This window comes from Amycolatopsis sp. NPDC043887, assembly GCF_056435665.1.
Genome location: NZ_JBWKEB010000017.1, coordinates 70,308 through 83,156 on the forward strand (window position 1 = coordinate 70,308; position 12,849 = coordinate 83,156).

11 protein-coding genes are annotated in these 12,849 nt (G+C 70.2%); 9 read left to right on the forward strand and 2 right to left on the reverse strand.

Translation table 11 applies throughout. The features are described from left to right. Positions 1–176: 176 nt before the first annotated feature. On the reverse strand, positions 177–608 hold the full coding sequence (locus tag AC069H_RS35000; RefSeq protein ID WP_007028954.1) for a metallopeptidase family protein: 432 nt from the start codon (positions 606–608) through the stop codon (positions 177–179). Between the two features lie 116 nt (positions 609–724). Between AC069H_RS35000 and AC069H_RS35005 the strand changes: the two genes are divergently transcribed. The 6 genes from AC069H_RS35005 (at position 725) to AC069H_RS35030 (ending at position 5,843) form a co-directional block, all read left to right on the forward strand. Next, complete coding sequence (locus AC069H_RS35005; protein WP_073848429.1) at positions 725–1,078, forward strand: DUF3499 domain-containing protein; 354 nt, start codon at positions 725–727, stop codon at positions 1,076–1,078. A 72-nt stretch (positions 1,079–1,150) separates the two neighbouring features. After that, complete coding sequence (locus AC069H_RS35010; RefSeq protein WP_340687141.1) at positions 1,151–2,506, forward strand: phosphomannomutase/phosphoglucomutase; 1,356 nt, start codon at positions 1,151–1,153, stop codon at positions 2,504–2,506. Between the two features lie 52 nt (positions 2,507–2,558). Next, positions 2,559–2,780 carry a Trm112 family protein gene (locus AC069H_RS35015; protein ID WP_240599820.1) on the forward strand — a complete coding sequence of 74 codons (222 nt, stop codon included), beginning with the start codon at positions 2,559–2,561 and terminating at the stop codon, positions 2,778–2,780. Beyond that, positions 2,764–3,855 carry a hypothetical protein gene (locus tag AC069H_RS35020; protein ID WP_478226284.1) on the forward strand — a complete coding sequence of 364 codons (1,092 nt, stop codon included), beginning with the start codon at positions 2,764–2,766 and terminating at the stop codon, positions 3,853–3,855. The genes AC069H_RS35015 and AC069H_RS35020 overlap by 17 nt, the downstream gene beginning before the upstream one ends. A 66-nt stretch (positions 3,856–3,921) precedes the next feature. Next, entirely contained in the window at positions 3,922–5,145 is a 1,224-nt protein-coding gene (manA, locus tag AC069H_RS35025; RefSeq protein WP_478235231.1) for a mannose-6-phosphate isomerase, class I, read from the forward strand. A gap of 188 nt (positions 5,146–5,333) precedes the next feature. Beyond that, positions 5,334–5,843, forward strand: coding sequence for a hypothetical protein (locus tag AC069H_RS35030; protein WP_478235189.1), 510 nt, complete (start codon positions 5,334–5,336; stop codon positions 5,841–5,843). 58 nt (positions 5,844–5,901) lie between these two features. On the opposite strand, the gene AC069H_RS35035 is transcribed toward AC069H_RS35030, so the two are convergent. Beyond that, positions 5,902–8,910, reverse strand: a complete 3,009-nt coding sequence (locus AC069H_RS35035) for an AfsR/SARP family transcriptional regulator (RefSeq protein ID WP_478235190.1) — start codon at positions 8,908–8,910, stop codon at positions 5,902–5,904. Positions 8,911–9,053: 143 nt separating this feature from the next. Between AC069H_RS35035 and AC069H_RS35040 the strand changes: the two genes are divergently transcribed. From AC069H_RS35040 to AC069H_RS35050, 3 genes are all read left to right on the forward strand, one after another. After that, positions 9,054–9,968 carry a cation diffusion facilitator family transporter gene (locus AC069H_RS35040; RefSeq protein ID WP_478235191.1) on the forward strand — a complete coding sequence of 305 codons (915 nt, stop codon included), beginning with the start codon at positions 9,054–9,056 and terminating at the stop codon, positions 9,966–9,968. Between the two features lie 368 nt (positions 9,969–10,336). Further along, a complete protein-coding gene (locus AC069H_RS35045) occupies positions 10,337–11,857 on the forward strand; it encodes an amino acid permease (protein WP_478226288.1) in 1,521 nt (506 codons plus the stop codon). A 258-nt stretch (positions 11,858–12,115) separates the two neighbouring features. Then, the gene (locus AC069H_RS35050) at positions 12,116–12,820 is read left to right on the forward strand and encodes an LPXTG cell wall anchor domain-containing protein (protein WP_478226289.1); all 705 of its coding nucleotides are present in this window, start codon (positions 12,116–12,118) and stop codon (positions 12,818–12,820) included. Positions 12,821–12,849 lie beyond the last annotated feature (29 nt).

Sequence of the window (12,849 nt, forward strand, 5' to 3'; positions counted from 1 at the left end):
GAACCCTCTGAGCTACCTGGCCCACACGTCGGCCCCAGAGTTGCCCACAGCCCCTTCCCCTTGTGGACAACTCGGCGCTCCAGCGCTGTTTCCGCAGGTCCCGTCGCCGCCCCGCGATACACTGGGCTGGGGACGCCCCCCGGGGAAGGGCGGGGGCTGGGGTGCGGAGGTGAGGGTTATTCGCCTTCGATGACGTCGGGTTCGACGCCGAGGTAGCCCGCGACCTGTTCGACGAGGACGTCGTGGACGAGTTCCGCGAGTTCGCCGGGGTCCTTCGCGCGCGCTTCGAGTGGGCGGCGGTAGAGGACGATGCGGGCCCGCGTCGGGAGGCCGGCGCGGTCGACGCCGGCGGGCACGAGCCGCGAGAGCGGGACGGCGCCGTCGTGCAGGACGCCGTCCACTCCGGTCGGTGCGCCATCCGAGCGAACTTCAGGGACGTCGTCGACGGCGACGTCGAGCTTGGTCAGCTCGTGCCGCCACCGCGCTTCGATCGGTTCGAGCGCGTCCAAAACCAGCGCGTCGAACCTTTCCGCCCTGCTAGCGGCGGCGGGAAGGGTCGACGGATACAGCGCTCCGCGCAGGCCCCGGCCGTGCCGGTCCCGTCGCATCCGCCGTCGCTGTCGGGAATCACGAGCCGTCGCCACGAACCGAAGGGTACGCGCTCGGCGATTCAAAGCGCGTGTCGCCGGTACGCCCGGCCCGCGACGCGCTATCGTTCTCGATCGTGCGGAGCGTACGAAAGTGTTCGCGAACGGGTTGTCTCGAACCCGCTGTCGCCACGCTCACGTATGCCTACAGTGATTCGACAGCCGTGGTGGGCCCACTGGCCACCGCGAGCGAGCCGCACTCCTATGACCTCTGCGAGGCGCACGCCCTCCGGCTGACCGTGCCCAAGGGCTGGGAAGTCGTGCGGCACGAAGGGGCCTTCGCCGCCCCGGACCCGTCCGCCGACGAGCTGACCGCGCTGGCCGAGGCCGTGCGCGAGGCGGGCCGGTCCGACAAGCCCGCGCCCGAGCCCGAACCCGAGGGCCCCTCGGGCAGGCGCGGCCACCTGCGCGTCCTGCCCGGCCGCGCCTGACGCGAGGGCTCGCCGGTAGGCTTTCGAGCGCGCCAGAGGGCGTTGTAACGAGACTATTGGCGGGGAGCAGGCGTGCCAGACCTTTCGGGCATCGTGAAGGCCTACGACATTCGCGGCGTGGTCGGTGAGCAGCTGGACGCGGCACTCGTCCGCGACCTCGGATCGGCGTTCGCCCTGTTGATCAAGCCGGAGTCCGACTCCGTGGTGATCGGCCACGACATGCGTGACTCCTCGCCCGAGCTGTCCGCCGCGTTCGCCGACGGCGTGACCTCGCAGGGCCTCGACGTCGTGTCGATCGGCCTCGCCAGCACCGACCAGCTGTACTTCGCGTCCGGGTCGCTCAACCTGCCGGGCGCCATGTTCACCGCCAGCCACAACCCGGCGAAGTACAACGGCATCAAGCTGTGCCGCTCGGGCGCCGCCCCCGTCGGCCAGGACTCCGGTCTCGCGGAGATCCGCGACACCGTCGAGCAGGGTGTGCCCGCCTTCGAGGGCCAGCGCGGTTCGGTGACCGAGAAGGACGTCCTCGCGGACTACGCGGCGTACCTGCGCAAGCTCGTCGACCTCTCGGGCAGCCGTCCGCTGAAGGTCGTCGTCGACGCCGGCAACGGCATGGGCGGCTACACCGTTCCGACGGTTTTCGCGGGCCTGCCCATCGAGGTCGTCCCGATGTACTTCGAACTCGACGGCAACTTCCCGAATCACGAGGCCAACCCGCTCGACCCGAAGAACATCGTCGACCTCCAGGCGAGGGTGCGCGAGGAAGGCGCCGACGCGGGCCTCGCCTTCGACGGCGACGCGGACCGCTGCTTCGTCGTCGACGAGCGCGGCGAGCCGGTCTCGCCGAGCGCCATCACCGCGCTGGTCGCGATCCGCGAGCTGGAGAAGGAGCCGGGCGGCACCATCATCCACAACCTGATCACGTCGAAGGGTGTCCCGGAGATCGTCGCCGAACACGGCGGCAAGCCGGTGCGCACCCGGGTCGGGCACTCGTTCATCAAGGCCGAGATGGCCAAGAGCGGCGCGATCTTCGGCGGGGAGCACTCCGCCCACTACTACTTCCGTGACTTCTGGCGTGCCGACACCGGCATGCTGGCCGCGCTGCACGTGCTCGCCGCCCTCGGCGAGCAGACGGGCCCTCTGTCCGAGCTGACAGCGGAGTACTCGCGCTACTCGGCTTCCGGTGAGATCAACTCCACCGTCGACGACCAGGTCGCGCGCATGATGGCGGTCAAGGACGCGTTCGGCGCCCGCGACGGCGTCGAAATCGACGAACTGGACGGGCTCACCGTGCAGCTTCCCGGCGGCGGCTGGTTCAACCTGCGCCCGTCCAACACCGAGCCGCTGCTCCGCCTGAACGTCGAGGCCGCCGACGCCGAGGCCGTCCGGGCACTGACCGAAGACGTATTGGCGATCGTCCGTGGGTAACGAATGTGTCGTGAAAACGCACATTGAGACGTCCCACAGGTAGGGAGTAACCATGGCCGTCACGTTCGACGCACAGTTGCTGGAGATCCTGGCCTGCCCGTCCCCCGATCACGCGCCGCTGCGGCCGGGGACGACGGCCGACCCGGAGGCCGACGCGCTGACCTGCACGGAATGCGGTCGCGTGTATCCGGTCCGTGATGGAATTCCGGTACTGTTGCTGGACGAAGCCACCGAGCCGACGACCCCGGATGGCGCCCATGCCGACGGTCCCTGACGAGTCCCTGCTCGACGATCCCGCGAGGCTGGCCGAGGCCGACACCGCGGGGCTTCTCCGTGCCGCCGCCATGGCGGGCGCCCAGGTCCGGGCGACCGCCGAAGCCGCGGCCGAAATCGAGCTGAGCGATCGCCTGGACGTCGGGCGCCCGCGCTCGCTCGTGCTGATCGACCGGCCGGGGGTCAGCCGGACGCTGACCCGGCTGGTCGCCGCGCTCCTGACCCCGTCGTGCCCGGTGCCGGTGGTCGTCGCCGAGGTGGTGCCGAGCTGGATCGGCGCGCTCGACGTGGTCTTCGCGCACACGGACGACGCCGGTGACCGCGAGCTGGCCGCCTCCCTGGAACGCGCCGCCCGGTTCGGGGCGACCGTCGTGCTGTCCGCGCCCGGCGAAGGCCCCGTCGCGGCCGCCGTCGCGGGCAAGGGGCTGCTGCTCGCGCCGAGGCTCCCGGTCCCGCCGGAGATGGCGTTCCCGCGCGGGCTCGCCGCCGCCCTGCTCACCGCGAACGCGCTCGGCCTGCTGGTGGCCGACCTGGAGCAGCTCGCGGACCAGCTCGACGCGGAGGCCGAGAAGGATTACCTGGCCAGGGATTCGTTCGCGAACCCGGCCAAGGCGATGGCGCTGAAGCTGGCCGAGCGCCAGCCGCTGCTGTGGGGGCTGGACCCGGTCGCGGTCGCCGTCGGCGAGCACGCGGCCCACGCGTTCGCCGCGCACGCCGCCGTCGTCTGTGACGTGGAGGACTACCGCCAGGCACTGGCCAGGCCCGCTTTGCGGCGGGCGGCGTTGTCCGGCGGCGTGGATCGCGATATTTTCGCGGACCCTGAGGAGGGGGACGGCGCGACGCCGAGGGTGCTGCTCCTCTCGGTTCGGACCGGGCCCGCCGCGGAGGCCGCCCGCTATCAGGCGGAAGACCTGCTGCCCGGCAGCGACGTGATCGCCCCGGCCGAAGAGATCGAAACGGACGAGATCGTGCGTGCGGCCGTTCTCGCGCTGCGTTTCGAGCTGGCCGCGGTCTACCTGGGGCTGGCCGTCGGCAGCATCGGCGGCGCCGGGAGGTACACGCCTGCAACGGCGTGAGTCCCGAGCGCGACGTAAGCAATGAGGGCCGACACCACCCGTGCCCGGCGAGGAGTTGAGGTGACAGTGGAGCTGCTGCGCAATGCCGTGCGGCCCTACGCGTGGGGGTCCAGAACGACGATCCCCGAGCTGCTGGGGCGCCCGGTGCCGGCGCCGCATCCGGAGGCGGAACTGTGGATGGGCGCCCACCCCGGCGACCCGTCCCACGTCATCGGCCCCGACGGCACCGAGCGGAGCCTGCTGGAGCTCGTCGAAGCCGATCCCGTCGGTCAGCTCGGCACGACCTGCGCCGGCCGCTGGGGCGGCAGGCTGCCGTTCCTGCTGAAGATCCTCGCGGCCGAAGAGCCGCTTTCGATGCAGGCGCACCCGTCGGCCGCGCAGGCGGCGGAGGGGTACGCGCGCGAGGAGTCGGCGGGGATCCCGCGCGACGCCTCGAACCGCAACTACCCGGACCCGACGGCCAAACCGGAACTGGTCTGCGCGCTGACGGAGTTCCACGCGCTGGCGGGCTTCCGCGACCCGGAACGCACGATCGCGCTGCTGAAGGCGATCGAGACGCCCGGGCTGGCGAAGTACGCGGTGCTGCTGGAGGCCCAGCCGGATCCGGCCGGGCTGCGCGCGCTGTTCACCACGTGGATCACCCTGCCGCAGGCCGCGCTCGACGAACTGCTGCCCGAGGTCCTCGATTCGTGTGTGAAGCACGTCCAGGAACGCGGCGAGTTCGGCGTCGAATGCCGGACCATCCTGGAGCTCGGCGAATCGCATCCCCGGGACGCGGGGGTCCTCGCGGCGCTGCTGCTCAATCGGCTCACCCTCAGCGCGGGCGAGGCGATCTACCTGCCCGCCGGCAACCTGCACCTGTACCTGCACGGCACCGCCGTCGAGATCCTGGCGAACTCGGACAACATCCTGCGCTGCGGGCTGACCCCGAAGCACGTCGACGTGCCGGAGCTGCTGCGCGTCGTCGACTTCGCGTGTGGCGAGATGCCGGTCCAGAGCGGAGAACGCGAGGAGCGCATGTCGGTGTATCGCACCGACGCGCCGGAGTTCGAGCTGTCGCGGATCGAATGGGACGCTGGGGACGGCGGCGAGGTCGCCGTCCACGACGTCGGGCCGCAGATCCTGCTGTGCACCGCCGGTGGCCTGCTGGTGACGGCCGACGACGGCGAGCAGGTCGAACTCCGCCGCGGCCAGTCGGTGTGGCTCCCGGCCGCCGATCCGGAGGTCCGTGTGCGTCCGTTGTCCGGGGAACGCACCCAGGTGTTCCGCGCCACCGCCGGCACCTGCTGATTCCTCGCGTTCAGTCCTCTGGATGCGGTACTTGCGTGTGCAAGGACCGCATCCAGAGGACTGAATGCGTGCGCGCTTGCCGAAGTGTGTGCGTTCCGTGTGGTGGGTTCCGCAACTATCGCCCGAAGGGGTGACCCGGCGCTTGGCGTCGGCTCGTCCCGGATGTCGATAGCCAAGGAGCAGTAGTAGTGACTTCCCATCCCGACACGGCGAGCGGACGCGCTTACCGGGTGCCGGTCTCCGCGCGCCCCACCGCCCTCCTCGCCGCGCTCGGAGCCGCCGTGGTGACCGTGCTCGTCCCGGTCGTCGACCTGGTGCTCCCGCTGCCGAGCGGCCAGGACCTGGTCGGCTCCGCGCAGGCGCTGTCGGGGCTGGCGGGCGAAACGATCGAGTCCGTCAAGGCCGCGGGCTCCGGCCTGCACGGACTCGCCGCCGGCGCGGAGAGCAGGCTGAGCCTTCCGCTGGTCGTGCTCGTCTCGCTCGGCGCGCAGGTGCTGCTCACGGCCGCGCTGGTGGTGACCGGCAGCCAGCCCGTCCGCGTGATGCTGACCGTCGCCGGGCTGATCAACGTGTTCGCGGTCGCGCGCCTCGGGCCCGCCGCGCCGCCGGTGTGGGACGCCGCGGCCAACGGCGTGCTGGTGATCGTGCTGGCCTGGTTCTCCGCCGGACGGCGAGAACCACGGCTCGCCGCGGTGTGATTCCGGACTGATGGTGATTTCCGGGTGGTGCCCGTCTGAGGGGTCGGGCACCCCCCGGTCAGGCCGGGGCGGGTTCGGTGAGCGACAACAGCAACCGGACGAGGGTCGAAGCGTTGGCGTCGTGGGGGACTTCCAATCGCTTCGCCTCTTCGCCCGCCGCCTCGGCCGCGTTCGTTTCCCCGACGGCCTCGTACGCCCTGCGCAACACGTGCAGGGTGAGGGCCGTCGCGGGTTTCCCGCCCATGGCGCGGAATTCGTCAAGGCACTGGCGCAGCACGGGAATCGCGCGATCGGCCCGCCCGTCGCCGATCCAGCTCGCGGCGATCGCGCGCGTGCACGAAAGCTCTCGCGGTCGTTCTTCGAGCGCTCCGGCCAGCCGTCGCGCGTTCTCGTAGGCCTTCACCGCGTCGTCCCGCCGTCCGGCGCCCGCGAGGATCGCACCCTGGGTGCGTAACGACTTCGCCAGCGCCGATTTCGCCGTCGTCCGGCGCAGCACACGGACCGATTCCTCGATCGTCGCCAAAGCCTCCTCCGGGCGGCCGTCGAGCATCAGCGACCACGAAAGTCCTTGCAGGGCAACACCGAGCTGCCGTTCGTCGCCGCGTTCGCGCGCGTGCGCGAGACTACGCCTGTCGATCTCCAGCGCCTCGGAGATCTTGCCGAGGCGGTGCAACGCCGCGGACTCCGCCTGCCGCGCGTATGCCCCACTTTCCTCCACAGTGGACAGTTCGCGGGCCTGGGTCGCGGCGTGCAGGGATTCGCCCGCCCTGCCGAGCCCGACGAGGCAGCGCGCCAGGTTCGTCTCGACCCACGCCTGCGCGGAAATGTCGCCCAGCTCCGCCAATTCCTTCGAACACACGCGGTAGCCCTCGGCGGCGAGCTCGTACTCGCCGCGAACGTGCAGCAGTACCGCCAGGTTCGCCTCGGCGATGACCATGATGTGCCTGTCACCGGCCTCGCGGGCGGCGTCGCGCAAGGTCTCGTACGCCGTCCGCATGTCGGTGTAATGACTGTGCAAGTACAGGTACGCGCTCAGCCTTTCCAGTATCCGCAACGCTTTCCGCCGCCAGCCGACGGCGCACAGCGACGAGACGGCGGTGACCAGGTTGGCCCGCTCCACGGAGAACCAGGTGCCGGGGTCACGCAGCAGCCGCTCGACCAGCTCGCCGGCCAACGGCTGCGCGGGCACGTCGTGATCCGACAACGGCATCGGCACCGTCCTCGGCAAGCGGCGGGCCGCCGTGTCGGCGAGGCACAGCGCCGCGTCCGACACCTTCGCGACCGTCGCGACCCGCTCGGCGTGGGTCTCCAACGCCCGGCCGAGTTCCGTGGCGAACAAGCGCACGAGATCGTGGACACGGAACCGCTGCTCGCCCGTCGGATCGAGACCGGTGGCTTCGAGCAGGCTGGCCTCGACGAGTTCGTCGATGGCCTCGTCGGCGTTTTCGCTGTCGGCACTGTCGATCAGCGTCGACACCGCCCACGCGGGCAGATCGAGGGTGCGGCAGCGACCGATCAGCCGGAACGCGCGCCGCGCCGCCGGGCTCAGCGCCTGATAGCTCAACGCGATACTGCCGCGGACCTGGAGATCGCTGACCTGGAGTTCGTCGAGGCGCGAGACCTCGTCCTCCAGTTTCCCGGCGAGTTTCCCGAGCGGAAGACCAGGCCGCATCGCGAGCCTGCTGCCGGCGATCCGCAACGCCAGCGGGAGATTGCCGCAGGCCTTGGCGATGCGTTCCGCGTCCGCGCGTTCGGCGCCGACCCGGTCCGGCCCGGCCAGCCGCGCCAGCAGGGTCATCGCCTCGGCGCCGGACAGCGGCGCGAGATGGAGCCGATCCGCCCCCGCGAGCCCGGAAAGCCGCTGCCTGCTGGTGATCAGCACCGCGCTGCCCGGCGTTCCCGGCAGCAGCGCGCGAACCTGGTCGGGGCTCGCGGCGTCGTCGAGCACCACGAGGACCCGCCGATCGGCGAGGCGGCCGCGATAGACCGCCGCCCTGGCCTCTACGTCGTCCGGGATGGCCGGACCGGTGACGCCGAGCGCGCGCAACAGGTCGCCGAGGACGTCGGCGAGTTCGCGGGGGTCTGAGGCGCCTGCCAACGGGACGAACAGCTGACCGTCCGGAAAGGACCGGCGGAGCCTGTGTGCGGTGCTGACCGCGAGCGTCGACTTGCCCGCGCCGGGTTCGCCGGTGATCACCGCGACCGGGACGCCCTTGCCGTCGCCGAGCAGCGCGGAGAGCTTCGCGATCTCGCTCTCGCGGCCGGCGAGATCCGCGATGTCCGGCGGCAGCTGGCAGATCGGGAAGACCGGCGCCGCCTTGGCCGAGGGCACCGGATCCTCACCGCGCAGCACGGCGGCGTGGACCCGGCGGACCTCGGCGCCGGGCTCCACGCCGAGCTCTTCGACGAGGGTGGCGCGCAGATCACGGTGGACGGCCAGCGAATCGGCCTGCCGTCCGGCGCGGTGCAGCGCGATCATCAGCTGTGCGGCCAGCCGCTCGCGCAGGGGATGTTCGGTGATCATCGCCTGGAGTTCACCGGTGAGTTCGCCATGCCTGCCGTCGGACAGTTCGGCGTCGACACAGTCTTCGAAGGCGGCGAGCCGTTCCGACTCGAGGCGGGCGATGTCCGCGTCGAGCCGGGGGACGTGCAGTCCGGAAAGGACCGGCCCGCGCCATTCCGCCAACGCCCGGCGGTAGTGCCCGGCGGCGGCCGCCGGATCGCCCGCTCGCGCCGCCGCCTTCCCCGCCGCGGCGGCTTCGCGGAAGGACAGCAGATCGAGGTCGGCCGGCTCGACCACCAGCCGGTAGCCGTGCGGATCCCGCTCTATCTCCAGCCCCTCGAACCGGGCCCGCAGGCGGGAGACGTACGTGTGCAGATTCGAGGAATACGACTTCGGTGGCGTGTCCGGCCAGAGGGTCTCGACCAGGGCGTCGACCGGGACGGACGAGTTCGCGTTCAGCAGCAGGACGGCCAGCAGGGCGCGCTGGTGATCGCCGCGCGGCGTCGTGCGCCGCCCGGGCGGGCTCTCGATCGTCAGCGGTCCGAGCACGCCGAATCGCGGCACGGGCACCTCCCCAGGTCATGAGAGGGGCGAGACTAGCGAGGAGGCCCGACAATTCTGCGACCTGTCCCGCCCGCCGTGTCCGGGCTCATCCGCACTGCTAGCCTTCGAACCCGGCATATCGGGACACCAATGGGGAGTTGCACGTGTCTGCAGGTGGCGGAACCAAGGCGATCATCGCCGCGCTCGTGGCGAACGCCGGAATCGCGGCCGCGAAGTTCACCGGCTTCCTCATCACGGGGTCGTCCTCGATGCTGGCCGAGTCCGTGCACTCGCTCGCGGACACCTCGAACCAGGGGCTCCTGCTGCTGGGTCAGAAGACCTCGCAGCGCAAGGCGACCCGCACCCACCCGTTCGGCTTCGGGCGGGACCGGTACTTCTACTCGTTCATCGTCGCGCTGATGCTCTTCAGCCTCGGCTCGGTGTTCGCGCTGTACGAGGGCATCCACAAGATCAGCGAGCCGGAGGCCCTGACCTCGCCGCTGGTGGCGGTCGGCATCCTCGTGGTCGCGATCGGGCTGGAGTGCTACTCCTTCTACACCGCGATCCAGGAGTCGAAGAAGATCAAGGGTGACGCGGGCTGGTGGGCCTTCATTCGCCAGGCCAAGACGCCAGAACTGCCGGTGGTGCTGCTGGAGGACGCGGGCGCGCTGCTCGGTCTGGTCTTCGCGCTCGCGGGTGTCGGGCTTTCGGTGATCACGGGCGACCCGGTGTGGGACGGCATCGGCACCGTGACGATCGGTGTGCTGCTCGGCATCATCGCGATCATCCTGATCATCGAGATGAAGAGCCTGCTGATCGGCGAAGGCGCCTCCGAGTCCGACCTCGACGTGATCGTCGACGAACTCGCCGCGGGCAAGGTCGAGCGGGTCATCCACATCCGGACGCTGTACATCGGCCCGGACGAGATGCTGGTGGCCGCGAAGCTCGCGCTGGTGCCGGGGCTGGAGACCGCGGACATCGCGCAGGCCATCGACGACGCCGAAGCGCGTGTGCGGGCGAAGGTGCCGACGGCGAAGCTGATCTACCTGGAGCCGGACCTGGACCGCGCGCTGGTCTGAGCCGGCCAGGTGCCGACTCACTGCTGACCCGCACGAAAGTGAGGGGTCGCCGGCGCGGAGTTGTCCATGAAGGATTTAGGACACTCAACGTCCCAAATTCTTCATCGACACGGACAGCCCTGGTCCCGGCCATGATCGGCCGATGGTGCGGGACTCGAATACCGGTCAACCAGTACCGAATCGCCGCTCGCGTGCCGGACTGAGCGGCTGCTCGCGAGAGGAAACCGCCTGCCGCCATCCGGAGCAACCCTCCTTGCTCCGGCGATCACCGCCAAGACCTCCCGGTACTTCGTTGCTCTCCCACCGCGCTGGCGATCCGGGCGGAGGATAGGGTCCCTTGAACCGCAGTCAGGTGTAGGAGGTCCAGGGTGCCCGGAAACGGTCTGTGGCGTACGAAATCCATCGAGCAGTCCATCGCGGACACCGACGAGCCGGGGACCAAGCTCAGGCGGAACCTGAGCGCGTGGGACCTGACCGTCTTCGGGGTCGCCGTCGTCATCGGTGCCGGTATCTTCACCCTCACCGCGCGGACGGCCGGTGACTTCGCGGGGCCGTCGGTCTCGCTCGCCTTCGTGTTCGCGGCCATCGCCTGTGCACTGGCAGCCCTCTGCTACGCGGAATTCGCGTCGACCGTCCCGGTGGCCGGGAGCGCGTACACGTTCTCCTATGCCACGTTCGGCGAGTTCATGGCGTGGATCATCGGCTGGGACCTCATCCTGGAGCTCGCGGTCGGCGCGGCTGCGGTGTCGAAGGGCTGGTCCGCGTACCTCGAAACCGTGCTCTCCTACATCTTCGGCAAGGGCACGAAGACGACGTTCGAGCTCGGCCCGATCCCGGTCGACTGGGGCGCCTTGCTCGTGGTGCTGGTGCTCGCGACGCTGCTCGCCGTCGGCACGAAGCTGTCTTCGCGGTTCTCCATGGTGATCACCGGGATCAAGGTCGCGGTGGTGCTGTTCGTGATCGTGCTGGGCATCTTCTACATCAAGGGATCGAACTACACCCCGTTCGTCCCGGACGCCCAGCCCGCCGCGGAGTCGGCGTCGACCGGCGTCGACCAGTCGCTCTTCTCGCTGATCGCCGGTGGCGGCAGCAGCGCGTTCGGCGTCTTCGGGCTGCTGGCCGCCGCGTCGCTGGTTTTCTTCGCGTTCATCGGGTTCGACATCGTCGCGACCACCGCCGAGGAGACCCGCAACCCGCAGAAGGCCGTGCCCCGCGGCATCTTCGGCTCGCTCGCCATCGTCACGGTGCTGTACGTCGCCGTGTCGCTCGTGGTCGTCGGCATGGTGAACTACAAGGATCTCGCCACCTCGGCGGGTGACGGCGGCAAGAAGACGCTCGCGTCCGCGTTCGCGGCCAACGGCGTCGACTGGGCGGCCAACATCATCTCCGTCGGTGCCCTCGCCGGTCTGACGACCGTCGTCATGGTGCTGATGCTCGGCCAGATCCGGATCATCTTCGCGATGTCGCGTGACGGCCTGATGCCGCGCGGCCTGGCGAAGACCGGCTCGAACGGGACCCCGAAGCGCGCGACCGTCGTCGTCGGCGGGCTGGTCGCGGTCGCGGCGACGTTCTTCCCGGCGGACAAACTCGAGGAAATGGTCAACGTCGGAACGCTGTTCGCCTTCGTCCTGGTCTCGGCGGGCGTGCTGGTGCTGCGCAAGACCCGGCCCGATCTGCCCCGCGCCTTCCGGGTGCCGTGGGTCCCGGTGATCCCGATCCTGGCGATCGTCGCCTGCCTGTGGCTGATGCTGAACCTGACCGTGCTCACGTGGCTGCGCTTCCTGGCGTGGATGGCGCTGGGCGTCGTCATCTACTTCGCCTACAGCCGTCGCCGATCACTGCTCGGCAAGCAGGACAAGGGCGAGGTGCCGACGTCCGTTTCGGACTGATCATTCTCGTTTCGGCGGCCCACCATTCCTTTGTGGATGGTGGGCCGTTTTCGTCCCTGGCCCGTCCGGTCTCGGAGTGATAACACCCGGGGTCCCGGTGCCGCCGTAAAATCCGTGTGCGATACCGTCCGGGACCTTGCTTCCCCCCTGATGGGTTAACGCGACTCCTGCAGAAGTACCGCGAGTTGACCGCGTTCCCTCGGAGGTGGCGCCGCGCTTCGCTCGTTTGTTCCCCCGATCGGTACAGGAGAGCTCCGAATGCAGACCAAGCCCAGACGGCGTGTTCGTTCCGCCGTCACCGTCGTCGCCCTCGCCGCCGTGGCCCTCGTCGGGACCGCAGGCACCGCCCTCGCGACCCGCAGCGACGACCGCGCGACCCAGGTCGTGGATCGCAACGCCACCACTTGCGAGGGGGCCAAGGTCCCGGGCAAGGTCCTGCCCACCTCGGACCTGACCTTCACCGGTGGCACACAGCAGGACAAGTACCTCGACATCACCGCGGTCGCCAAGGGCGTCACCGTCACGGCGATCGTGGTCAAGGGCGGCCATGGCTACAACGTCTACGTGCCCGGGGAGAAGGGGCTGCCCGAGAACCCGCCGTGGACGCAGCTGCGTTCGCCGCTGAACAAGGGTGACCAGCAGGCGGACATCAGCCACTGGTTCGTCTGCGGTGAGAAGACCAAGCCGTCCGAGCCGACGAAGCCGACCGAGCCGACGAAGACCACCACGGCCAAGCCGCCGACGACGGCCCCGACTTCCCCGGACAAGCCGTCCCAGACGTCGGAAGCCCCCAGCAGCACCACCACCGCCCCGGCCCCGGTGGTCGACGGTAACGGCGGCAACGGCGGCGGCCTCGCGGACACCGGTTTCGACAACGCCTGGCTGCTGTGGGCCGGTGGCCTGCTGGTCCTGGCCGGTGCCGGCGTCCTGGTCCTGCTGCGCCTGCGCCGCAAGGCCAACTGAAGCTAGCTGACGCCTGAAGGCCCTCTTCC